Below are 22,369 nucleotides of genomic sequence, written 5' to 3' on the forward strand. Positions count from 1 at the left end.
CCATGAGCCGTCACGTACTCAGCCTCCTCGTGGAGGACAAGCCCGGTCTGCTGACCCGTGTCGCCGGGCTCTTCGCCCGTCGCGGCTTCAACATCGAGTCGCTTGCCGTCGGCCCCACGGAGATGCGCGGCCTGTCGCGCATCACCGTCGTCGTAGACGAAGACGAGACCCTGCTCGAGCAGGTCACCAAGCAGCTCAACAAGCTCGTCAACGTCATCAAGATCGTCGAGCTTGACGAGTCCACCTCGGTGCAGCGCGAGCACGTGCTCATCAAGGTGCGCGCCGACAACCAGAGCCGTTCGCACGTGCTCGAGGCCGTAAACCTGTTCCGCGCTCGCGTGGTCGACGTGGTGCCCGATGCGCTCACCATCGAGGTCACCGGAGACACCGGCAAGATCGATGCCTTCCTGAAAGTGCTCGAACCCTACGGGATCAAGGAGATCGCGCAGTCCGGCCTTATCGCAATGGGCCGCGGCTCGAAGTCGATCTCGGAGCGCGTCTTCAAAAACTAACGAGGTCGCGCCGACCTCGTTGAACAACTGACACACCCACACAACACAAGGAGAGTCCCAAGTGGCTGAGATGTATTACGATGCCGACGCCGATCTGTCGATCATCCAGGGCAAGAAGGTCGCCGTTGTCGGCTACGGTTCGCAGGGCCACGCCCACGCAATGAACCTGCGCGATTCGGGCGTCGAGGTCGTCATCGCGCTCAAGGAAGGCTCGAAGTCGATCCAGAAGGCTGAAGAGGCCGGCTTTGAGGTCAAGACTGTTGCCGATGCTGCTGAGTGGGCAGACCTCATCATGATCCTCGCTCCCGATCAGCACCAGCGTGCGATCTACAACGAGCAGATCAAGGACAAGCTCACCGAGGGCAAGACCCTCGCCTTCGCACACGGTTTCAACATTCGCTTCGGCTACATCGAGGCACCTGCAGGCGTTGACGTGATCCTCGTCGCCCCCAAGGCTCCGGGCCACACCGTGCGCCGCGAGTTCGAGGCCGGCCGTGGCATCCCCGACATCATCGCCGTCGAGGTCGACGCCACCGGCACCGCCTGGGAGACCGCGAAGTCGTACGCGAAGGCAATCGGTGGCACCCGCGCCGGCGTCATCAAGACCACCTTCACCGAAGAGACCGAGACCGACCTGTTCGGCGAGCAGGCCGTGCTCTGCGGCGGTACCTCGCAGCTCGTGCAGTACGGCTTCGAGACCCTCACCGAGGCCGGCTACCAGCCCGAGATCGCCTACTTCGAGGTGCTGCACGAGCTCAAGCTCATCGTCGACCTCATGTGGGAGGGCGGCATCGCCAAGCAGCGCTGGTCGGTCAGCGACACCGCCGAGTACGGCGACTACGTCTCCGGCCCCCGCGTCATCGACCCCTCCGTCAAGGAGAACATGAAGTCCGTGCTCGCCGACATCCAGTCGGGTGCGTTCGCGAAGCGCTTCATCGAGGATCAGGACAACGGCGGCGCCGAGTTCCAGCAGCTGCGCGCCAAGGCCGAGTCGCACCCCATCGAGAAGACCGGTGCCGAGCTGCGCAAGCTCTTCGCATGGCAGCAGAGCGACGACGACTACACCGACGGTTCGGCCGCCCGCTGATCCGTTGCGCAGCCGAATCGGCTGCGCGTTGCGACGCTGAATCGGCCTAACGCCGCTTCAGCATCGCACACCACCGCAGGCACCCGGGGATTCCCCGGGTGCCTGCGGTGTTTGTGTGTGCGGCACAGATGAATGGAGCAACAGAGCGGGTGATGCGGGGGTGAAAACCAGGGTGAAAAGGTGGAGGTGGAGACGAGGTGCTGATTGCTGCCGACTACGTTGAAATGAGGAATTGCCTGGGTGTATTGGTGCAACTTGCGGGTCGCGTATTTTTCTTGACCCGTGCGCTGAGACGCCTTCGGCTAATGCTTTTGAGATAGTCAACAGGAGTGCGTGTGCGCGTAAATCGAGAACCCGGCAGTCATTCGCAGCTTGCCCGACTCAGTGCCCTGGGCCTGGCGGGCTTGCTTGCCGTGAGTGGGCTGGCGGTTGCCACCACCGCCGCGGGGGAGACAGCCGCTGAGGCGGCACCGCCCTCGTCGCAGTCGTGGGGCGTGCCGTCGGGCCCCGTGTCGGGTGATGCCCTCGTCGGCGGGCAGCGCACCTACACCTTCGGAGCAGGTGCTGATATGGTCACCGCTACCGAGCAGATCACCGCGGTCACCAATAGCGGCGCTATGAAGAACAGCTGGCAGCAGTTCGCCAACCCGGCCGGTGCGAGCAACAGCTTCGCCTTTCTGACGCCCGCGCCCGCTGCTGGCGTGGCAATGGCAGCGCGTGAGAGCCGGCCCGGCTCCGTGAGCTACAGCCTCAGCTTCTCGAAGCCCGTGCAGGGCCTGCTCTACCACGTGCTCAACATCGACAGCACGGATGTCAAGGTGTCCGGCACCAACACGGCCGGTGCGCCGTTGCAGCTCACTACGCTGAGCAAGAACAACGCCATGCAGGCCAACACGGCGACCAACACCATCAACACCTCGCCCGCTGCCACTGCTGGTCTATGGTGCATCGGCAACGACGGGTCGAACCCCAACGGTCGCTGCGGTTCCTTCGGTTTTGGCCCGGGCGCAGTGAGCCAGGTCAACTTCACCGAGACCGTCACCGCCAACGACGGCTGGGGTTGGTACTTCTCGTTCCCCACCGCAAACCTCACAAAGAGCGTCACACCCACACCGGTGCGCAAGGGCGAGGGTGGCTTCCTCGTGTACACGCTCACGAACCCAGACGTCGACGGTCAGGTCGACTTCAGCGGTCTCGAGTTCACCGACAAGCTGCCGGAGTGGTTCGTGGTGCCCGAGGGGGCCACGCCCGTGTTCGAGAACTGCGGCACCGCGCCCAGCGTCACCCTCACCGGCGGCGTCGTTGACGCGAGCAAGCTCGATGTCACCCGCGGTGGCGTGTGCACGGTGAAGATCCCCTTCACCACTGATGTTGCCGGCACGCTCCCCGTCGGCACCGACGAGCTGACCTCCGAGTCTGCAAACCTCGTGGACCGCGCTACCGACAGCTCCCTCGTGGTGACCGAGCCCAAGCTGACCGTCGACCAGACCGTGACGCCTTCGGTTCCCGGTGCGTACCGTGCCGGTCAGAAGGTGGATTACACCTTCAAGGTGAAGAACTCCGGCACCGAGCCCCTCACCGGGGTCACCCTCGACACCAGCGGTTTCGGTGGATCCGGCGCACTCAAGAACCTGAGCTGCACGCCCGCGCTGCCCACGGATCTTGCCGTCAACGCCGAATCGGTATGCACCGCCGACTACGAGCTCACCCAGGAAGACATCGACCGCGGTTCGGTGCTGAGCCCCGCGACCGCGACGGGTAGCGTTCCCGCGGGCGGGCTGACGCCCGGCCCCGTCACCAGCGGCCCCTCGAAGACCGAGCTGACGATCACGCCTGCTCCGGAGCTCGAACTCGAGCAGACCACCGACACCACCAAGATCGACCGTGCCGGTCAGCGCGTGCGCTACAGCTTCACCGTGACCAACAACGGCAATGTCTCGCTGACCGACCCCGGCGTTGAGATCACCAGCTTCAGTGGTGCAGGCAAGATCGGCACCCCCGTTTGCCCGGCAACGCCGAACCCGCTGCTGCCCGGCCAATCGATCGAGTGCTCCGTGGAGTACACCACCGTGCCCGGCGACCTCAATGGCAAGCCACTGACGATGCAGACCCGTGCTCTCGCCGGTGGCACGGCCTCGCCGGTCACGTCTGACCCCTCACAGGATCAGATCCCCACGGTGCGAGTGGACCCCAAGCCCACGCCCGGCGGTTCGACCGGCTCCAAGGCAGCACCCTCGGCTCCGCTCGCCAAGACCGGCGGCTCCATCGCCGGCCCCGCGATCGGCTCGGCCGCGCTGCTCCTGCTCGGTGCGACCGCACTGTTCGTGCGTCGCGCCCGGAAGCAGAACGCGCTGCGCTAAGCCGCAGCGCACCCGCGGGCCCGGGGCCGCTTCGAACATCTCGAAGTGGCCCCGGGGCCCGTTCGCTATTGCGAGGGAGAACCAGTGCCGCGGCGCTGTGACCTCACCGCAGTCACCGCTTCGTGGCGCGCGTCGTGCGAGCCGTCGGCTCTGCCTCCCAGGGGTTCTCCGGCCACGGATGCTTCGGGTAGCGGCCGCGCATCTCGCGCCGCACCTGCTCGTAGGGGCCGTTCCAGAACGATGAAAGATCGTCGGTGACCGCGAGCGGTCTGCGGGCGGGGGAGAGCAGGTGGAAGAGCATCGGCACCTTGCCACCCGCGATGCGCGGGGTGGCGGCGAGACCGAACACCTCCTGCAGCTTCACCGCGACCACGGGCCGCGCGGCAGGGTCAGCCGACGCATCCGGGTAGTCGATGCGCACACTCGAGCCGGATGGCACCGTCAGACGCTCGGGCGCCAACTCGTCGAAGCGCGCAGCCTCGGGCCACGGCAGCAGACGACGCAGCGCTGTGGCAACATCGATGCCGCGCAGCGAGGCGTCCGGGCGGAGCCGTGCCAGGTCTGCGCCCAACCACTCCTCGATGCGCGCGGTCAGCGCCTCGTCGTCGACAGCGGGCCACGGCTCGCCGAGTTCACGGTGCAGCAGGGCGAGACGGTTACGCAGTGAGGCCGCCGCTTCGGTCCAATCGAGCGCGGCAAGCCCGTGCTCGCGCAGGTGCGCGGCGAGCGCCGGCCCCACATCATCGGGCGTCGCCGCGACGGGGAGCGACGAGAGTGTGATGGCGCCGAGCCTGCGCTGTTCACGCACCCGCACACGGCCGGCATCGACGCGGGCAACTCGCTCGGTCAGCAGCAGCGCGTCTCCGATGCGCAAGGCATCATCGGGGTCGAGCGGTGCGGCGAGGCGGATCACGGCACCCGTGCCGTCGGCGGCGCGCCCAGCGGCCCGTTGCACCTCGCGCACCGCGATCCACTCACTGCCGAGCAGCGCACTGCCCTCGGGGAGTGCGGCCCGGGTGCCGCTCGCGAGCAGATAGCTGCGGGAGTGCTCCCCGGTGCGGCGCGCGATCCACTCAGGGCGGGCCAGTGCAGTAACGATGCCGGGGGTGGATCCCGGCGGCGTCGCGCGGTTTGCCGCCGCGCCGGCAGCGCCTGCGTTAGTCGTGGTTGCGGTGGGAGCCGCGTCGCCGCCCGCAATGCCGGCAAGGCGGCGGGCCTCCCGGCGCCAGCGATCCGCCCCCTGATGCCGCCCCGCGCTCAGCTCGCGCAGCAGCCCGGTGAGATCCGCGCCGACAGCCCGGTGATCATCCGACATCGCCGCCACGATCTCACTGACCGTGGTTGCGTCGCCGAGCACTTCGGCCCCGGTGAGCAGCGCCCTTGCCTCGCGCACCCCCACAGGCATCCGCACCACGCGCTCACCCGTCGCGGTGATGCGTCCGGCCGCATCGACAAGTGCGAGGGTGCGCAGCACCTCGCCGGCAGCAGACATCGCTGCAGCCGGCGGCGCTGTCGGCAGCGCCAGGCCCACCCCGCCAGGGGTGCCCCACGCGGCGAGCAGCAGGGCCGCATCGGCAAGGTCGGCGGAGGCGATCTCGGGGGCCGCCGCGGCCGGCATGCGCGCGAAATCAGTCTCCGAGTAGGCGCGCACCGCCCGGCCCGGCCCCTGCCGAGCAGCGCGGCCAGCCCGCTGCTCGGCACTCGCACGGGAAGCGCTCACGGTGACCAGCCCGGTCATGTCGCGCGCACGATCGCGGCGAACCTCGCGCGCCAGGCCCGAGTCGATGACAAGACGCACCCCCGGCACGGTGAGCGAGCTCTCGGCCAGCGAGGTGCTCACCACGATGCGGGGCGGATCGCCGCTGCCGCGACCGCGCACGGCGCGATCCTGATCCCGCGCCGAAATGCGGCCGTGCAGGGGCAGCACCTCGACAGGGCTGCCGCCCCGCTGCTGCTCGCGCAGCAGCCGCACCACCTCGTCGACCTCGCGGGCACCGGGCACGAACACGAGCGCATCGCAGCCCTGCTCGGCCTGCGCCGCCGCGGCGACAGCGGCGAGGTGCGTCAGAAACGGGCGGGTCGTGCCCCGGTCATCGAGCCTGGCGCCCTCGAAGGGCGCGAAGTCGATGCGCAGCGGATGCAACGGAGACGGGATATCGACGACGGGGGCCGGGGCGCCGTCAGTGCCGAGCAGTGCGGCGATCCCGCGGGCATCAAGCGTTGCCGACATGGCGACCAGGCGCAGATCATCGCGCAGTGCCCGTACCTCGGCCAGCAGCCCCAACAGGAGGTCACCGTCGACGGAGCGCTCGTGCACCTCATCGAGGATCACCGCGTCAACACCCTCTAGCGCGGGGTCAGCGATGAGACGCCGCAGCAGCACACCAGGTGTCAGTACCTCGAGCCTGGTGCGCGGGCCGACGCGTCGTTCGCCGCGCACGGTGAAGCCCACTGCGCCGAGATCGTTGCCGCCAAGATTGCCGCCGAGGTCGCCGCCGCCATCGAGTGCCGCGATCCGCCGGGCCGCTGCCCGCACCGCTACCCGGCGTGGCTGCGTCAGCAGCACCCGCCCGCCGCCGTTCGCGGCGGTGAGGTTCGCGATGAGCGGTGGCACATAGGTGGTCTTGCCGGTGCCGGGCGGTGCGGTGATGACGCACGCCCCGCTTCTCGAGGCCTCTGCGATGGCGGTGTGCGCCGCCGCCACCGGGAGCCCCGCGCCGATGCGGTCGAGATCGAAGCGGTGGGCGGTCACGCACTCATCCTACGGGCGGTACCGCATGCGCCCTGTGGCGGGAGTGCGCATTCGGCATGCTCCGAGACTCCGCTCGCTAGGCTGGTGGTCATGGCAGAACCAGACGGCGAGGAGCGCGAGAGCGCCATCGCGAGCGGATGGACGGTGCACGCCGATCCGCTTCCCGCAGCGGATCACGCACCCGCAGCAGACGACACCCCGAGCGAAGCCGCGGGCAGCGGAATCGACGACGGCTCAGTCGACGCCGCCGACTCGGAGGCTGACGCACCCCCAGCGCAACTGTCGAACGCTGCGCTCGTGCTGCTGGGCGTCTTCGGCGGTCTCTACCTGCTCTACGCCTGGATCTGGCTCAGCTGGGCCCAGTTCTACGCCGGACAGAACGCCTCGGTGGCAGAATCAAGCGGATCGCTCGGCGCCGTGCTGCAGCAGATCGTGTTCTGGGCGGCACCGCTCGCCCCGATCCTCTGGTTCGCTGCGGCAATGGTGCTGTGCCGTGGGGCCGGCATGCGACGCCTCACGATCTGGATCGTGATCGGGGCCGTCGTGCTGCTACCCCTGCCCGTCTTCGGAGGAGGAGCCTGATGGCCCGGCGCATCACGGTGTGGGCGGCCGCCGCGCTGCTCACCGCGCTCTATATCTACACCGTCATTGCGGCGATCGGCAACGCCGTGCTGCTGCCGCAGATGGCCGACTCGATGGGGCTCGGCATCTCGGGTGCCGGCTGGTTCTGGCTCGTGTTCGGCATCGCCCTGCCCGTGCTCGTCTACGCGCTCGCCCTGCTGATCGGCAAGGGCCGCACCGCCGGCCCGCGACTGCTCGTGATCGCGGCCGGGCTCGGCCTGGTTGCGGCGGTGCAGCTCGAAGTGCTGCACCTCGTGCCGCAGTCGAGTTTCTTCGGTTAAGCGCGCGGTCGCTTCTCTGCTGATGATGGGATGGCGGATCCGGATCCGCCGCCCGATCCCGTCGCAGCACCGCGATGGCTGCCGCGCGCCCTGATGACGCGGGATGACGCGGGGCGGCTTCGGGCCGCAGCCCAGCTGGCGCGGCAGGATAGGATGGAAATCCGGTTCCGCGTGTCGGGCCGGAAATCTCCTGCCGCTGACCCGAAGGATCCGCTTGATGTCTGCGCCGGTCGTGCTGATCGCCGAACAACTGTCTCCCGCCACCATCGCCGCTCTCGGCCCCGACTTCGAGGTGGTGCACGTCGACGGCACTGATCGCGACGCCCTGCGCGCCGCCCTCGCCACCGCCGACGCGGTGCTCGTGCGCTCGGCCACGCAGATCGACGCGGAAGCGCTCGGCTGGGCCCCCAATCTCAAGGTGGTCGCCCGCGCGGGCGTCGGCCTCGACAACGTCGACATCAAAGCGGCCACGCAGGCCGGCGTGATGGTGGTCAACGCGCCCACCTCCAACATCATCAGCGCGGCAGAACTCACCGTCGCCCACATCCTCGGCCTCGCGAGGCACCTGCCGCGCGCCCACGGCTCGCTCTCGGCCGGCGAATGGAAGCGCTCGTCGTTCACCGGCACCGAGCTGTACGAGAAGACCATCGGCATCGTCGGCCTGGGCCGTATCGGCGCCCTCGTGGCCGAGCGCCTGCGCGGCTTCGGCGTCGAGCTCATCGCCTTCGACCCCTACGTGACCGCGGCCCGCGCCCAGCAGCTCGGCGTGCAGCTCGTGACGCTCGACGAACTCGTTGAGCGTGCCGACTTCCTCACCATCCACATGCCGCGCACCCCCGAAACGCTCGGCATGATCGGTGCCGAGCAGCTGCGCGCCATGAAGAAGACCGCCTACGTGGTGAACGTCGCCCGCGGCGGCCTCATCGACGAGGCCGCGCTCGTCGGCGCGCTCGCAGCCGGTGAGATCGCCGGTGCCGCGCTCGACGTCTTCATGCAGGAGCCCCCGGCCGACACCTCGCTCACGGGCCTGCCGAACGTGAACGTGACGCCTCACCTCGGCGCCTCGACCGAAGAGGCTCAGGAGAAGGCGGGCGTCTCGGTCGCGAAGTCGGTGCGTCTCGCCCTCGCCGGCGATCTCGTGCCCGACGCCGTCAACGTCGCGGGGGGTGCCATCGACGAGTATGTGCGCCCCGGCCTGCCGCTCACCGAAAAGCTCGGCCAGGTCTTCGCGGGCCTTGCGGGCACCGCGATCGCGTCGCTCGATATCGAGGTGCACGGTGAACTCTCCGAGCACAACGTCGACGCGCTGCGTCTGGCTGCGCTCAAGGGCATTTTCTCGAAGATCGTGAGCGATCCGGTGTCGTACGTGAATGCACCGCTTCTCGCCGAGCAGCGCGATGTCGAGGTGCGCTTCACCGTTGATGCCGAGTCGGAGAGCTACCGCAACGTCATCACGATCCGCGGATCGCTGACCGATGGCACCCAGATGTCGGTGTCGGGCACGCTCACCGGCCCGAAGCAGATCGAGAAGATCGTGGGCATCAACGGCTACGAGCTCGAACTGCCGCTCTCGGACCACCTCATCGTGTTCAGCTACGTCGACCGCCCCGGCATCGTGGCGGCCTACGGTGGCATCCTGGGCGAGGCCGGCGTGAACATCGCCGGCCTGCAGATCGCGCGCGACGAGAAGAAGGGCACCGCGCTGTCGGTGCTCTCGGTCGACGCCCCTGTGGAGGAGTCGCTCATTGGCGCGCTGCGCGGTGCGATCGGGGCAGAGACCCTCAGCACGATCAGCATCGATGCGCAGTAAGCGCACGAACGGTGCCATCGCGCAGTAGGCGCACGAACGGTGCCGGTGCGCAGTAGGCGCAGCTGCACCACCTTCGCGCAGTAGGCGCGTGGTCAGAGGCCCCGGTCCCCGCATAAGCGGGGACCGGGGCCTCTGCTCTGCCCAGGGTTGCCCGCCGCCCGCCGCTATGCAGCCTGCCGTCTCTCGCCTGGCCCCCTGCTGGCCCCGGGATCCACCTCGCCGAGTGGAGGATTTTGCGGCTTCGTAGGCGGGTTGCGGCGCTTTTTTCGCCTCTCGACGGATGCCTCCGTGGGGAAGGAAGCAAGTAGGGGCCGGGAGAGGAAGGTGAGGGGGTGACGCTTGCGCAGCGGCGGCGTAGAGTCGGGGCATGAGTATGGATGACGGCCTCGCCGAACTCGACTTCACCGTGTTCGGCTTCATTGCCCGACCGCCGGCCGAGGTCTACGAGGCTGTGGCCGACCCCGAGATTCTCAGCCGCTACTTCACCACCGGTGGAGCCATCGGCCGCATCGAGACCGGCGCGACGGTGCGCTGGAACTTCGCCGATTCTCCCGGCGCGTTCCCCGTCGAAATCATCGAGGCCGTGCCGCCCGCCCGCATCCGCCTGCGATGGGCGGGAGACTCCGCCGCGACGCTCGACCCGCGGGGCACCGAGGTCGAGTTTGTGTTCCGCTCAGTCGATGACGGCGCACGCACCGAGGTGCGGATCACGGAGCGTGCGTGGCGTTCCACACCGGGCGGTGCAGTGGGGGCCTTCGGCAACTGCATGGGATGGACGGGCATGCTGGCCGCGATGAAGGCCTGGCTGGAGCACGGCATCAATCTGCGCGAGGGCTTCTACAGGTAGCTCGGTGCGGGGCTCGCCGGTGCCCGCCACGGGCCTCGGAGCGGCGAGCGTGCAGAACACACGCGATCCCGAGCCTTTTCAAAGCACCGGTGATAACCTTGGTGTGCGGGCATCTGCCCGCCTCAATGAAGAACCGAGCGCGTCGGTCGGCGGGCTGGTCTTCGGTGGTGGATCCCCCCCGCCGGCCCCTGCGCGGGCCGCAGAACCGGGGTGGTCTTCTACTGAACATCAGCACCCGGGCCTGCGCAGCACCGCTCGCAGCGTCTCGAGCTGCCGCCACGCGCTCTCGCAAGTGAATGGAGAACCCGTGGAGGGTCCTGAAATCAAGTTCGCCGAGGCCGTGCTCGACAACGGCAAGTTCGGCAAGCGCACCATCCGTTTCGAGGCCGGTCGCCTCGCGCAGCAGGCGCAGGGCGCCGTCGCCGCATACCTCGACGAGGAGACGATGCTCCTCTCGGCCACCAGCGCATCGAAGCAGCCGAAGGATCACTTCGACTTCTTCCCGCTGACCGTCGACGTCGAAGAGCGCTCGTACGCAGCAGGCAAGATCCCCGGCTCGTTCTTCCGCCGCGAGGGCCGCCCCTCGACCGAGGCGATCCTCGTCTGCCGCCTCATCGACCGCCCGCTGCGCCCGTCGTTCGTCGACGGCCTCCGCAACGAGGTGCAGATCGTTGTCACCGTGCTGTCGATCGCTCCCGGCGAGTTCTACGACGCGCTCGCGATCAACGCCGCATCGGCGTCGACCCAGATCTCGGGCCTGCCCTTCTCCGGCCCGATCGCAGGCGTGCGCCTCGCGCTCATCGGCGACCAGTGGGTGGCATTCCCCAACGCCGAACAGCTGCAGGAGGCCGTGTTCGACCTGATGGTCGCCGGTCGCGTGATCACCAAGGCCGACGGCACCGAAGATGTCGCGATCATGATGGTCGAGGCCGAGGCCACCGAGGGCTCCTGGAACCTTATCCAGGCCGGCGCCACGAAGCCCGATGAGGCCGTCGTCGCCCAGGGCCTCGAAGCCGCGAAGCCCTTCCTCACCCAGCTGGTGAAGGCGCAGGAGCAGCTCGCCGCGCAGTCCGCAAAGGAGGTCCAGGAGTACCCCGTATTCCTGCCCTACACCGACGAGGCCTACGCCGCTGTCGCCGAGCTCGCCGAGGCCGAGCTCACCGCGATCTACCAGATCGCCGACAAGCAGGAGCGCCAGGACGCCGACGACGCGCTGAAGAGCCGCGTCAAGGAGGCCATCGCAGCCAAGATCGAGGCCGGCGAACTGCCTGCCGCGATCGAGGGCCAGGTGTCTGCCGCCTACAAGTCGGTCACCAAGAAGATCGTGCGCGGTCGCATCCTCTCTGAGGGCGCCCGCATCGACGGTCGTGGTCTGCGCGACATCCGTGCGCTCGACGCCGAGGTCCAGGTGATCCCGCGCGTGCACGGTTCGGCGATCTTCCAGCGCGGAGAGACCCAGATCCTGGGCGTCTCCACGCTGAACATGCTGAAGATGGAGCAGCAGATTGATTCGCTGTCGCCCACCAGCAGCAAGCGCTACATGCACCACTACAACTTCCCGCCCTACTCGACTGGTGAGACGGGCCGCGTTGGCAGCCCCAAGCGCCGCGAGATCGGCCACGGCTTCCTCGCCGAGCGCGCGCTCGTGCCGGTGCTGCCCAGCCGCGAGGAGTTCCCCTACGCGATCCGCCAGGTGAGCGAGGCGCTCAGCTCGAACGGTTCGACCTCGATGGGCTCGGTCTGCGCTTCGACGCTGTCGCTGCTCAACGCCGGCGTGCCGCTGCGCGCGCCCGTCGCAGGCATCGCCATGGGTCTCGTCTCCGACGAGGTCGACGGTGAGACCCGCTACGCAACCCTGACCGACATCCTCGGTGCCGAAGACGCACTGGGCGACATGGACTTCAAGGTCGCAGGCACCTCAGAGTTCGTGACCGCGCTGCAGCTCGACACCAAGCTCGACGGTATCCCCAGCGACGTGCTCGCTGGTGCGCTGTCGCAGGCAAAGGAGGCTCGCACCACCATCCTCGACGTGCTCTCGCAGGCGATCGACACCCCCGACGAGATGGCGCCCACAGCGCCCCGCGTCATCACGGTGAACATCCCCGTCGACAAGATCGGCGAGCTGATCGGCCCCAAGGGAAAGACGATCAACGGCATCCAGGACGAGACCGGCGCCGACATCTCGATCGACGACGACGGCACCGTGTACATCGGCGCCGTCGACGGCCCCTCCGCTGAGGCCGCTCGCGCCCAGGTCAACGCCATCGCGAACCCGCAGAACCCTGAGGTGGGCGAGCAGTACCTCGGCACCGTGGTGAAGAACGCCGCCTTCGGCGCCTTCGTGTCGCTGCTTCCCGGCAAGGACGGTCTGCTGCACATCAGCGAGGTGCGCAAGCTCGCCGGTGGCAAGCGTGTCGAGAGCGTTGACGATGTGCTTTCCGTCGGTCAGAAGATCCTCGTGAAGATCACGAAGGTCGATGATCGTGGCAAGCTCTCGCTCGAGCCGGTGCTCGAAGAGACCGCCGCTGAGGCCCCCGCTGAGGAGGCCGCTGCAGAATAACCCTCTGCGGCCCGGCAGTGCCGGTGCGGATCACGAAGCGCCCGTCGAGCTCAGGCTCGGCGGGCGCTTCCGTGTTGATGGGGGAGTGAGGCGCTGCTGAGAGGCGGTTCTTCGCCATTCTCGGCGACGTGCAGCCTGGGCGGCAGAGGTGCAGTGCACGAGGGCATAGGCTGTCAGGATGCGCGAACCTATTCTGCTGCCGCTTGATCAGCCGGAACTCGAAACCGATCTCGCCGGAGGCGTCGTGCGGCGCACCGTGCACCCCAGTGGCCTGCGCGTGCTCACCGAGCGCATGCCGAGCGCCCGCAGCGCCTCCATCGGCTTCTGGGTGGGCGTCGGTTCGCGCGACGAGCAGGGCGAGCGCGATGACGCCCCCGGCAGTCTCGGCTCGACACATTTCCTGGAGCACCTGCTGTTCAAGGGCACGCCGACACGCGACGCCTACTCGATCGCTACCAGCTTCGATCGCATCGGGGCCGAACACAACGCGCTTACGGCCAAGGAGTACACCTGCTACTACGCGAAGGTGCGTGACGCCGATCTGGAGGGTGCGGTGATCGTGCTCGCCGACATGGTGACGAGCTCGGTGCTCGACGCCGACGAGTTCGAGATGGAGCGGGGTGTGATCCTCGAAGAGCTCGCGATGGCCGCTGATGATCTCGCCGACGTCGCAAACGAGCGGTTCTTCGAGGCGGTGATGGGGGAGCACCCGCTCGGCCGCCCCATCGGAGGCCTGCCCGAAACCATCCGTGCCGCTCGACGAGATGACGTCGCGTCGCACTACCGTCACCGCTACGACCCCAGCACGCTCGTCATCACGGCTGCCGGGGCTGTCGACCACGACAAGCTCGTGGAGCAGGTGCTCTCGGCCCTCGATCTCTCGCCTGAAGATCGCTGGCACACGGGCCGTTCGGCGCTTCCGGTGCGCCGCGCGCAGGCAGGGGCGGCGGATCGCGCGGCCTCGCTCGCGTCGCTTGCCGAGCGCGGCACCGAGCCGAGCGTGCACATCACTGCGCGTCCGAGCGAGCAGATCAATCTACTGATCGGCGCTGAGGGTCTGCGCGCCAATGATCCGCGTCGATTCGCCTTCGGTGTCATGAACTCGGTGCTGGGCGGGGGCATGTCGAGCAGGCTCTTCCAGGAAATCCGTGAGAAGCGCGGCCTGGCCTACACGGCGTATTCGTTCGGCGCGAGCTACAGCGATGCCGGCCTCTTCGGGATGTACGCCGGTTGCGCGCCCGAGAAGGCCTCAGAGGTGGTGGAGCTAAGCCGTCTCGAACTGCAGCGGATCGCAGAGAGCGGCATCACCGAGGAAGAGCGCGAACGTGCGCTCGGGCAGATTGCGGGGTCGTCGGCGCTCGCGCTCGAAGACAGCGATACCCGTATGGGACGTCTCGCGCGGGCGGAGCTCGGCAGCGGTGAGCTGTACGATCTCGACGCCTCGCTGGAGCGCTTCGCAGCGGTGACCGCAGACGACATCCGTGCTATCGCCGCCGATCTTGCGGCTCGTCCGCTCACGATTGTGGCCGTGGGCGACACGGCGAGGTCGACGCTCAGCGCGACCGCTGAGTGATCTCCCGCAGCTTGCGCATGCCGGCGCGCCAATACACCTTGGCCGTCGGCACGCGCGTGCCGCGGTAGAGTCCCTGCACCGCCGGGATGAGGCGCTTGGTGGGTTCGGTGAGGGCGTAATGCTGCTCCTGCGCGCGAGTGCGAGTGATGAGCATGCCGAGATCGAGGCCGCGTCCGCGGTAGTCGCCGACGCCCACGGCGCGCATCCAGAAGACTTCGTCGGGCGACTGGAGCGCCTGCCAGTCGAGGTCTGCTGCGATGAAGTCGAGGCGGGCACCGTCCTGCGATACCCGGTAGCGCCCGGTGCTGGGGGCCTCCACGACGCGGTCGGTGTCGGGGCCGGGGTACTGGATCACGAGTGTGCTCCAGGTCTCGTTGTCGAGCGCGGCAGCGCGTTCCGCCTTGATCTGTGCGAGGTCGAGGTCGAAGTCGACGTCTGAGAACTCGAGCACGTGGTAGGCGAAGAGCGGCAGTGTGGTGTCGTGCGGGGTGAGGTTCGAGTGCGGTGACGATCCGCTGATCCGCGGGTTCAGTTCACCGAGATATACCTCGTCGGTGTCGGTGTCGAGCAGCACGCTCACCTCGAGAATGCCGCGGTAGCCCTCTGCGGCGAGACGGTTGCAGAAGCGTTCGACGAGGTCGAGGGTGCGGTTGCGGGCGTCGTCGCCGAGTAGGGAGGGGTAGAGTTCGCTGCCGGCCCAGCCGCCGCGGTACGCGGTCAGCTCGGGGTGGCCGGTGATCTCGCGCAGAACCGGGCCGGTGACGGTGCCGGCGGCGGTGATCACAGCCTCCACGGCAAGCGGTAGGTGCGCGATGCGTCGCATCACCTTGATGTCAGGGCCTGTGATCGCGGCTGCGACGCGTTCGTAGTCGGCGTGCGAGGAGACAAAGTAGGTGGTGCGGCCGGAATCGCCGTAGGGGAGCTGGATCACCAGGTGCTCGCCAAGCCCGGCATCGCGTGCCTGGCTGCGTAGGTCGTCCCAGCCGGTGATCGTGGTGAGGATGTTGGGCACGCTGAACGCGCCCGCGTCGTTGCCGAGCTGCGTAGTGGAGATCTTGGAGTCGAGGCGGCTGCGCAGGGCGACCTCGGGCATCGCGATGTCGTAGCCGAGTTCGCGGCAGATGCGCTCGCTGCGCTCATCGAACATTGCCATCACGATCTTCGGGCGCAGGCCGGCGGGGGTCTGCTCGGCGATGTAGCGCTGCACCTGTTCGTTGCTGAGCAACCAGTTGACGATGTTGATGTTGCCGCGGGGTTCGATGTCGGGCACGTTCGTGGGGGCGAAGGCGCGCGGGTGGGCACCGTCCCAGGAATCGCGCAGCGAGATGTAGCGGAACCCGCCGACCCAGCGGTCGACGCCGAGCAGGTTCGTTGCGGATCGGCTCACGTAGAAGAAGGGTTGCGGGTCGTTCCGCAGGTGCTCCGTGATCTCTGCGAGGGATGTGAGGCGGGGGCGCGAGGGGGAAGAACCGGGAGCCGTCGTCATACTTCGAGGGTACCCCAGTCGAACTTCGGTACCCTAGGAGGCATGTCTGCGAGCGTTGCGGTGGCGGGTGCCACCGGCCGTCTGGGGTCCCTCGTCTGCCGAGTGGTGGAGGAGCACCCCGATTTCGAGCTTGTCGCTCGGCTGACCAGTGCGTCTGAGCCTGAGGCGGGTGCTGAGGCCGAGATTCTCATCGATGTCAGTCACCCCGATGCCTCGCCTGCCATTGTGGAGCGTGCGCTGGCGCGGGGGCAGCGCGTCATCGTCGGCACGAGCGGTTGGTCGGCGGATCGCCTCGCCGAGCTGGGCAAGCGCCTTGCCGGCCTGCCCGATGCTGGCGTGATCGTGGTGCCGAATTTCTCACTGGGCTCGGTGATCGGCACGGCGCTCGCGCGTATCGCGGCGCCCTATTTTGACGCTGTCGAGGTTGTTGAGGCTCACCACCCCGCGAAGGTCGATTCGCCGTCGGGTACGGCGGTGCGCACTGCTGAGCTGATGGCTGAGGCTCGCGAGGGCCGCCCCTTCGAGGCACCGTTCGCCGAGCAGCCGGCGCGTGGGCAGCTTGTCGCGGGAATCCCGGTGCACAGTCTGCGGCTTGCCGGTGTGGTCGCGAAACAGGAGGTGCGGTTCGGCGGGCCTGGCGAGGTGCTCACCGTCACCCATGACACCCACTCGAACGAGGCGTATCGCGCGGGGATCCGCGCAGCGCTCGAAGCCGTCGGCGAAGCTCGTGGGCTCACGGTCGGTCTTGACAGCGTGCTCGGCATCGGCGTGCTCGGAGCCAACGCATGAGCCCTCGGGCGCGGTCTGTGCTGGGCGTCGCGGTGATGAGCGTGCTGTTGGTGCTCTACTTCGTGTTCGCGGGTATTCGCGCGGTGGCCCTGCTCGCTTCTCAGGAGCCGATCCCGGTGATGATGGGTGCGGCGATGCTGATCCTGCCGCTGATTGGCGTGTGGGCGCTCGTGCGCGAGCTGCAGTTCGGGCGCAGCGCGACGAGGCTCGCCGACAGGCTCGCCGCTGAGGGGGGCCTTCCCGAGGAGCCCGTCGCCACGCACCCATCAGGGCGCCCTGTGCGCGAGGATGCCGACGCGGCGTTCCCGCGTTACCGCGACGAGGCTGAGGCGGATCCGGCTTCGTGGCGGGCGTGGATGCGGCTGGGCATCGTGTATGACGCCTGCGGTGATCGACGACGCGCAAGAGGGGCGATCCGACAAGCAATCTCCCTGGAACGCGACGAAATTCGTAGGTGATCCGTGCAGGGTTAGGGAATTCCGAACTTCCGGCCTACAATCGTCCGCGGACGGCAGCAGGACGGGGCCCGGATGACCCCGCGATCATCCTGCCGCCGAATGCGCGAACACGCTACGGTGCGTGGGAAAGCAACGGTGAAGAACACTATGGCCAAGTACGACCTGACGGCCGCCGAACCAGCGACGCGAACGCTGGATTCGGTGACAGGAATCAGCAAGAAGGGGCTCCCCTCGGGAACGGTGGGGGTGCTCGGTGCCCTCGTTATCGGACTCTCCACCTGCGCCCCGGCCTACACGCTGACCTCGGCGGTCGGCCCGGCTGCGAGCGAGGTCGGCTATCAGACCCCCGCCATCTTCCTCATGGGGTTCATCCCGATGCTGCTCGTCGCACTCGGCTACCGCGCCCTCAACTCGGCGATGCCCGATTCGGGAACCTCCTTCACCTGGGCAGCCCGCGCCTTCGGCCCCTGGGTGGGCTGGATGGCGGGCTGGGGCCTGATCGCCGCCACCGTGCTCGTGCTCTCGAACCTCGCCGGCATCGCCGTCGAGTTCCTCTTCCAGTCGATCAGTATCGTCGCCGATGATCCCTCGATCGCCGACCTCGCGAGCAACCGCCTCATCAACATCGCGGTCTGTCTCGGCTTCATGGCAATCGCCACGTTCATCTCCTACCGCGGCATGACCTCCACCAAGATCTTCCAGTACGTCACCGTGGCCTTCCAGATGATCGTGCTCGTCTGGTTCATCATCGCGATGTTCATCGGTGCGGGCGACTCCGCCAACACCGAGGGCCGCATGCCAGAACTCTCGTGGTTCAACCCGCTCGAGGTCGACAGCTTCAGCGCCTTCGCAGCCGGTATCGCCGTGTCGATCTTCGTCTACTGGGGCTGGGACACCGTGCTCACCATGGGCGAGGAGACCAAGCCCTCGAAGGGACGCCTCTCGACCGAGAGCAAGGCTGCCACGATCCTCGTGCTCATCCTCGTCGTGCTCTACGTCGGCACCGCCGCCGCCACTGTCGCCTACGCAGGCATCGGCGACGGCCCCACCGGTCTCGGCAACCCCGACATCGCCGAGAACGTGTTCGCCGCGCTCGCGCACCCGGTGATGGGACCCGCCGCGATCCTGCTCTCGCTCGCGATCCTCGTCAGCGCCATGGCCTCGATCAACTCGACCGCGATCTCGCCGGCCCGCACGCTGCTGGCGATGTCGCACTACCGCGCGCTGCCCGCTTCGATCAAGCGCATCCACCCCAAGTACAAGTCGCCCTACGTGGCGCTCATGTGGTCGTCGATCGTTGCATCGGCCTTCTACGCCATCATGCGCTTCATCAGCGAAGACGTGCTGTGGGACACCATCACGGCGCTCGGCATGATGGTGTGCTTCTACTACGGCATCACCGCCCTCGCGAGCCCCTGGTACTTCCGCAAGGCGGCGCTCAAGGAGGGTCTCGGTTCGGTCATCTCGAAGATCGTGCTGCCCGGCATCGGCGGCGTGCTGCTGCTGATCGTGTTCGTGCAGACCACGATCGACAGCATGAACCCGAGCTTCGGATCGGGCAGCAACATCGGCGGAATCGGCCTCGTCGGCATCATCGGTGTGGCTGTGCTCGGCATCGGCGTGGTGCTCATGCTGCTGCAGGCGCGCGTGGCTCCCGACTTCTTCAAGGGCCGCGTGCTCGCGAAGGCCGACGCCAGCAACGACACCTCGGCGCTGCAGGTCTTCGATGATGGGCTCGGTTCGTAGCTGCCGCCCTGCCGCAACGCACCGGAACGGAGCATGTCCGCAATCTGTACAGGATCACGGACATGCTCCGTTCTGCGATACCCTTCGGATTTGCAGGCTGCGAGTCGGTAGGATTCACAACGGAGGGCAGGGGGAGGAACGTGTTGCGGATGAGAAAGCAGAACGATCGCTCGCTCGCTGCCGCTTCCTTCTACTTCGCCGGCGGACTGTTCCCGCTGCTGAACGCAACGATATTCCGTCTCACGGCCGGTCCGCGCTACGACCTGCTGGTGATCGCTGTGCTCTCCTTCAGTGCGGCTCTCGGCATCCTCATCATTGGAGATCGCTTCTCAAGAATCGCGGCAGGTGTCGTCATGAGTCTGCCGCTCTTGACTGCCGTTCCGAACGTGCTGTTTTCATCCCATGAACTGCGTGTGCTGTCGCTGGGCTTCCTGTTCTTCCCCTACTTCATCTTCCTCGTCTGGTTCTTGCCGATCTGGTTCGCCCGGTTGCTGGGCTACAGTTGGCTGGCGCTCTTCTGCGGGGCCGTCATCGTAAAGTATGGGCTGGACCCGGCGGCAGTCCTGCTCGTGTTGGTTGTGAGCGGCGCTACCCTCGGTGAGCTCGTGCACCGGTTTAAGCGGCGGCTTGAGCGCGAAGCGATCACCGATTCGCTCTGCAATGTGTGGAACCGACGAGGTTTCGAGTACCTGCTCTCGAAAGCTGTGGCTGTGGCCGAACGCAACGAGCGTCCGCTGGCGCTCGTCTATCTCGATATTGACAATTTCAAAGCCATCAACGACGGCCGTGGGCATGTTGTCGGTGATCAGATGCTGCGCAGTTTCGCCCGAGACATCGATGAACGCATCCGTACCGAAGACGTGTTCGCGCGCTTCGGCGGCGACGAGTTCGCGCTGCTGCTGATCGACTGCGATGCCCGACAGGCGAGGGAGTCAGCCGAGCGGCTCAGGAACGAGGTGTTCACCCCAACCTGGTCGTTCGGGATCGCCCAGTGGCAGCCGGGTGAGACGCCGAAAGAGTTCATTTCTCGCGCCGACCTCAGCATGCTCGCCGACAAGCAGCGCCGCAAGGTTGCCGCGCTAGACTCGTCAGCGTGACTGCGAACGCGATCCCGACCCCCTACGAAGACCTGCTGCGCGAGGTCTACGAGCATGGCACCCCCAAGAGCGACCGCACTGGAACTGGCACTCGCAGCCTCTTCGGCCGTCAGATTCGCTTCGATCTTGCAGAGTCGTTCCCGCTGATCACCACGAAGCGTGTGCACTTCAAATCGGTGGCCGTCGAACTGCTGTGGTTCTTGCGCGGCGAGGGCAACATCGGCTTCCTCCGCGAGCACGGCGTTACGATCTGGGATGAGTGGGCTGACGAGCACGGCGATCTTGGACCCGTCTACGGAGTGCAGTGGCGCTCTTGGCCCACCCCGAACGGCGAACACATCGACCAGATTGCTCGGGTCGTCGAGCAGCTGCGATCCGACCCCGATTCGCGTCGCATCATTGTTTCAGCCTGGAACGTCGCCGAACTCGACCAGATGGCGCTCGCCCCCTGCCACGCCTTCTTCCAGTTCTACGTGGCCGACGGCAAGCTCTCCTGCCAGCTCTACCAGCGATCCGCCGACATGTTCCTCGGCGTGCCCTTCAATATCGCAAGCTACGCGCTGCTCACCCTCATGGTCGCGCAGCAGACCGGGCTCGAACCCGGCGAATTCGTGTGGACGGGCGGCGACTGCCACATCTATGACAATCACCTCGAGCAGGTCGAACGGCAGCTCGCCCGCGAGCCCTTCCCCTACCCCCGCATCGAGATCCGCAAGGCCGATTCGATACTCGACTACACCCTCGACGACTTCGAGATCGTCGGCTACGAGCATCACCCCGGTATCAAAGCGCCTGTGGCGGTGTGAGGCGTGACGTACGCTGACCGCCTGCGAGCCGACCTCGGCGACAGCATCGGCGCGGGCATCGGTATGATCTGGGCCGAGGCCCGGGGCGGCGCCATCGGTCGAGACGGCACGATGCCCTGGCATCTGCCCGAAGATCTCGCCCACTTCAAGCACACCACCTGGGGCGCGCCCGTCATCATGGGCCGCCGCACGTGGGAGTCGTTGCCCGAACGCTTCAGACCGCTTCCGGGCCGCGAAAACGTTGTGGTGACGCGCGCGGGAGACCTCGAAACGCCCGGGGCGACCGCAGTGACGTCGCTCGAAGCAGCGATCGAGCGCACCCGAGGTCGTGTGCGCGACGAGTACGAGGCGCACCTCAGCCGGATCGCCGATAATCCCGGCACAACGTGCCAGGATCCGGGCACCTGGCCGACCAGGGCCGCGTGGATCATGGGTGGCGGGCAGTTGTACCGTGCGGCCATGCCGTTCGCCGACGAACTCGTGGTGACGCGAATCGAACTCGACGTGCCCGACGCCGACACTTTCGCGCCCGAAATCGGGCCCGAATGGCGGCTCGCAGACCCAGGCACACCGCTCGTATCGACGACCGGTCTCGGCTACCGTTTCGAGCGCTGGCTGCGCCGCTGACACCGACGCACGGGCCCGTGTCGGCGGAGTCCCTACGTCTTGGCGAACCCAACGCCTTTCCGCTTGATCTCGGACTATGCAGTTCCGCCTGCGGTCAGCCAGCTGAACTTGTGTTCAATGGAGTTCTGAATGGCGCAAGGTTGTGGGGTGCATAGAAGCGCCCCGACAGAACATCGGGGCGCTTCCGTAAAGCTCATCTTGCGCGTTCGCTAGGTCTCAGACTGAGGTGTTTATGCTGCGTCACACATGGTTACACCACGTTCTACTTGAGGGAAAGGCCGTGATTGTGGTCAGGTTATTCATCGAAATTACACCTTCGGCTCTGAAGCTGTATTTGACAGCGCCCGTAGAGCTATCCACGAGTCCAAATTGAACGTTGGCACAGGCCTTATTGCTCGCTGGGTTATTGCTGGTCCCTGCGGGGCCGCTCACTGCATTGACAAGTGCCATGAACATTAGGTCGTCCCACGTATTGATCATGTAAGTTGTCTTCTTCCAGCCAGTAGCCTCCGCGTTCGCTAGAACCGTCTCCCAGTGGGACCTGTGGTTCTGTGTAATGTGCTTGTAGCCATAGCCCTCCGTGCCGCACTTGAGCGTGACCATTGTGGCTGATCCGGGAGCGTTGATCCACCCATATTGTTTGAGGACGAAGCCAGAATTGTTAAATGAGTAGCACTGGCTCCACTGATTGAAGTCGATGAGATATGGAGCAAGAGCGTCTTCTTGCGGTGCAAGTCCTCCCAGAGGCGGAGTCTCAACTGGAGTTTGCGTGCCATCCTCAGCGAGAACGACAAGGCGGATGTCTTGAGTGTGCTCGGGTGTGGGGCTGGTCTGATCGTCTGAGAGGGCGTGCGCCGCGGAAGAGTCCAGGGCGGAAAGTCCATATGCCATGAAGAGGCAAAGGGCCATGAGTGAAATGCTTCTAGTGAAATATGAGACAAATTGCTTCATTGCAAC

17 protein-coding genes and 1 pseudogene are annotated in these 22,369 nt (G+C 66.8%); 15 read left to right on the forward strand and 3 right to left on the reverse strand.

Annotated features, from left to right (window positions below):
• Positions 1-2: 2 nt before the first annotated feature.
• The 3 genes and pseudogenes from ilvN to WFL22_RS01940 all read left to right on the forward strand — a co-directional run bounded on the left by ilvN (position 3) and on the right by WFL22_RS01940 (position 3,959).
• Positions 3-512, forward strand: coding sequence for an acetolactate synthase small subunit (ilvN, locus tag WFL22_RS01930; protein WP_336651401.1), 510 nt, complete (start codon positions 3-5; stop codon positions 510-512).
• Between the two features lie 43 nt (positions 513-555).
• Positions 556-1,599: pseudogene (ilvC, locus tag WFL22_RS01935) on the forward strand (ketol-acid reductoisomerase); the annotation flags it as partial.
• Between the two features lie 335 nt (positions 1,600-1,934).
• A complete protein-coding gene (locus WFL22_RS01940) occupies positions 1,935-3,959 on the forward strand; it encodes a DUF7507 domain-containing protein (protein WP_336991246.1) in 2,025 nt (674 codons plus the stop codon).
• 112 nt (positions 3,960-4,071) lie between these two features.
• Here WFL22_RS01940 and hrpB read toward each other — a convergent pair whose 3' ends face one another.
• Positions 4,072-6,711 (reverse strand): ATP-dependent helicase HrpB, encoded by a 2,640-nt coding sequence (hrpB, locus tag WFL22_RS01945; protein WP_336991247.1) that lies wholly within the window; start codon positions 6,709-6,711, stop codon positions 4,072-4,074.
• A 90-nt stretch (positions 6,712-6,801) separates the two neighbouring features.
• On the opposite strand from hrpB, the gene WFL22_RS01950 reads away from it, so the two are divergent.
• From WFL22_RS01950 to WFL22_RS01975, 6 genes are all read left to right on the forward strand, one after another.
• Positions 6,802-7,293: a hypothetical protein gene (locus WFL22_RS01950; protein ID WP_336651398.1), complete on the forward strand. Its 492-nt coding sequence runs from the start codon at positions 6,802-6,804 to the stop codon at positions 7,291-7,293.
• A complete protein-coding gene (locus WFL22_RS01955; RefSeq protein WP_336991249.1) occupies positions 7,293-7,613 on the forward strand; it encodes a hypothetical protein in 321 nt (106 codons plus the stop codon). Before WFL22_RS01950 ends, WFL22_RS01955 begins: the two co-directional genes overlap by 1 nt.
• A gap of 217 nt (positions 7,614-7,830) precedes the next feature.
• The gene (gene serA / locus WFL22_RS01960) at positions 7,831-9,423 is read left to right on the forward strand and encodes a phosphoglycerate dehydrogenase (protein ID WP_336991251.1); all 1,593 of its coding nucleotides are present in this window, start codon (positions 7,831-7,833) and stop codon (positions 9,421-9,423) included.
• Positions 9,424-9,790: 367 nt separating this feature from the next.
• Positions 9,791-10,270, forward strand: coding sequence for an SRPBCC domain-containing protein (locus tag WFL22_RS01965; protein ID WP_336651395.1), 480 nt, complete (start codon positions 9,791-9,793; stop codon positions 10,268-10,270).
• A gap of 307 nt (positions 10,271-10,577) precedes the next feature.
• Entirely contained in the window at positions 10,578-12,830 is a 2,253-nt protein-coding gene (locus WFL22_RS01970) for a polyribonucleotide nucleotidyltransferase (RefSeq protein ID WP_336991252.1), read from the forward strand.
• Positions 12,831-13,008: 178 nt separating this feature from the next.
• Positions 13,009-14,403, forward strand: a complete 1,395-nt coding sequence (locus WFL22_RS01975; RefSeq protein WP_336991253.1) for a M16 family metallopeptidase — start codon at positions 13,009-13,011, stop codon at positions 14,401-14,403.
• On the opposite strand, the gene WFL22_RS01980 is transcribed toward WFL22_RS01975, so the two are convergent.
• Positions 14,384-15,889: a biotin carboxylase gene (locus WFL22_RS01980; RefSeq protein ID WP_336991254.1), complete on the reverse strand. Its 1,506-nt coding sequence runs from the start codon at positions 15,887-15,889 to the stop codon at positions 14,384-14,386. The two genes, WFL22_RS01975 and WFL22_RS01980, sit on opposite strands and share 20 nt — an antisense overlap.
• 42 nt (positions 15,890-15,931) lie before the next feature.
• Here WFL22_RS01980 and dapB point away from each other — a divergent pair, with 42 nt between their 5' ends.
• From dapB to WFL22_RS02010, 6 genes are all read left to right on the forward strand, one after another.
• Entirely contained in the window at positions 15,932-16,678 is a 747-nt protein-coding gene (dapB, locus tag WFL22_RS01985) for a 4-hydroxy-tetrahydrodipicolinate reductase (protein WP_336991255.1), read from the forward strand.
• A complete protein-coding gene (locus WFL22_RS01990; protein WP_336991257.1) occupies positions 16,675-17,136 on the forward strand; it encodes a hypothetical protein in 462 nt (153 codons plus the stop codon). The genes dapB and WFL22_RS01990 overlap by 4 nt, the downstream gene beginning before the upstream one ends.
• A 147-nt stretch (positions 17,137-17,283) precedes the next feature.
• Complete coding sequence (locus WFL22_RS01995) at positions 17,284-18,882, forward strand: APC family permease (RefSeq protein ID WP_336991258.1); 1,599 nt, start codon at positions 17,284-17,286, stop codon at positions 18,880-18,882.
• A 149-nt stretch (positions 18,883-19,031) separates the two neighbouring features.
• Complete coding sequence (locus WFL22_RS02000) at positions 19,032-19,979, forward strand: GGDEF domain-containing protein (RefSeq protein ID WP_336991260.1); 948 nt, start codon at positions 19,032-19,034, stop codon at positions 19,977-19,979.
• Positions 19,976-20,785 (forward strand): thymidylate synthase, encoded by an 810-nt coding sequence (locus WFL22_RS02005; RefSeq protein WP_336651387.1) that lies wholly within the window; start codon positions 19,976-19,978, stop codon positions 20,783-20,785. Before WFL22_RS02000 ends, WFL22_RS02005 begins: the two co-directional genes overlap by 4 nt.
• A gap of 3 nt (positions 20,786-20,788) precedes the next feature.
• On the forward strand, positions 20,789-21,412 hold the full coding sequence (locus WFL22_RS02010; protein ID WP_336991261.1) for a dihydrofolate reductase: 624 nt from the start codon (positions 20,789-20,791) through the stop codon (positions 21,410-21,412).
• A 240-nt stretch (positions 21,413-21,652) separates the two neighbouring features.
• Here the strand turns inward: WFL22_RS02010 and WFL22_RS02015 are convergent, their stop codons facing one another.
• A complete protein-coding gene (locus tag WFL22_RS02015; protein ID WP_336991262.1) occupies positions 21,653-22,363 on the reverse strand; it encodes a hypothetical protein in 711 nt (236 codons plus the stop codon).
• Positions 22,364-22,369: the final 6 nt, after the last annotated feature.

Source organism: Leucobacter sp. VD1, assembly GCF_037150695.1.
In the GTDB taxonomy this organism is placed as follows: domain Bacteria; phylum Actinomycetota; class Actinomycetes; order Actinomycetales; family Microbacteriaceae; genus Leucobacter.

What these genes read in the sequence shown, in the direction of transcription:
- ilvN (WP_336651401.1), top strand. Translation starts at nt 3, where the DNA reads ATGAGCCGTCACGTACTCAGCCTCCTCGTGGAGGACAAGCCCGGTCTG.
- WFL22_RS01950 (WP_336651398.1), top strand. Translation starts at nt 6,802, where the DNA reads ATGGCAGAACCAGACGGCGAGGAGCGCGAGAGCGCCATCGCGAGCGGA.
- WFL22_RS01955 (WP_336991249.1), top strand. Translation starts at nt 7,293, where the DNA reads ATGGCCCGGCGCATCACGGTGTGGGCGGCCGCCGCGCTGCTCACCGCG.
- serA (WP_336991251.1), top strand. Translation starts at nt 7,831, where the DNA reads ATGTCTGCGCCGGTCGTGCTGATCGCCGAACAACTGTCTCCCGCCACC.
- WFL22_RS01965 (WP_336651395.1), top strand. Translation starts at nt 9,791, where the DNA reads ATGAGTATGGATGACGGCCTCGCCGAACTCGACTTCACCGTGTTCGGC.
- WFL22_RS01975 (WP_336991253.1), top strand. Translation starts at nt 13,009, where the DNA reads ATGCGCGAACCTATTCTGCTGCCGCTTGATCAGCCGGAACTCGAAACC.
- WFL22_RS01980 (WP_336991254.1), bottom strand. Translation starts at nt 15,889, where the DNA reads ATGACGACGGCTCCCGGTTCTTCCCCCTCGCGCCCCCGCCTCACATCC.
- dapB (WP_336991255.1), top strand. Translation starts at nt 15,932, where the DNA reads ATGTCTGCGAGCGTTGCGGTGGCGGGTGCCACCGGCCGTCTGGGGTCC.
- WFL22_RS01990 (WP_336991257.1), top strand. Translation starts at nt 16,675, where the DNA reads ATGAGCCCTCGGGCGCGGTCTGTGCTGGGCGTCGCGGTGATGAGCGTG.
- WFL22_RS01995 (WP_336991258.1), top strand. Translation starts at nt 17,284, where the DNA reads ATGGCCAAGTACGACCTGACGGCCGCCGAACCAGCGACGCGAACGCTG.
- WFL22_RS02000 (WP_336991260.1), top strand. Translation starts at nt 19,032, where the DNA reads ATGAGAAAGCAGAACGATCGCTCGCTCGCTGCCGCTTCCTTCTACTTC.
- WFL22_RS02015 (WP_336991262.1), bottom strand. Translation starts at nt 22,363, where the DNA reads ATGAAGCAATTTGTCTCATATTTCACTAGAAGCATTTCACTCATGGCC.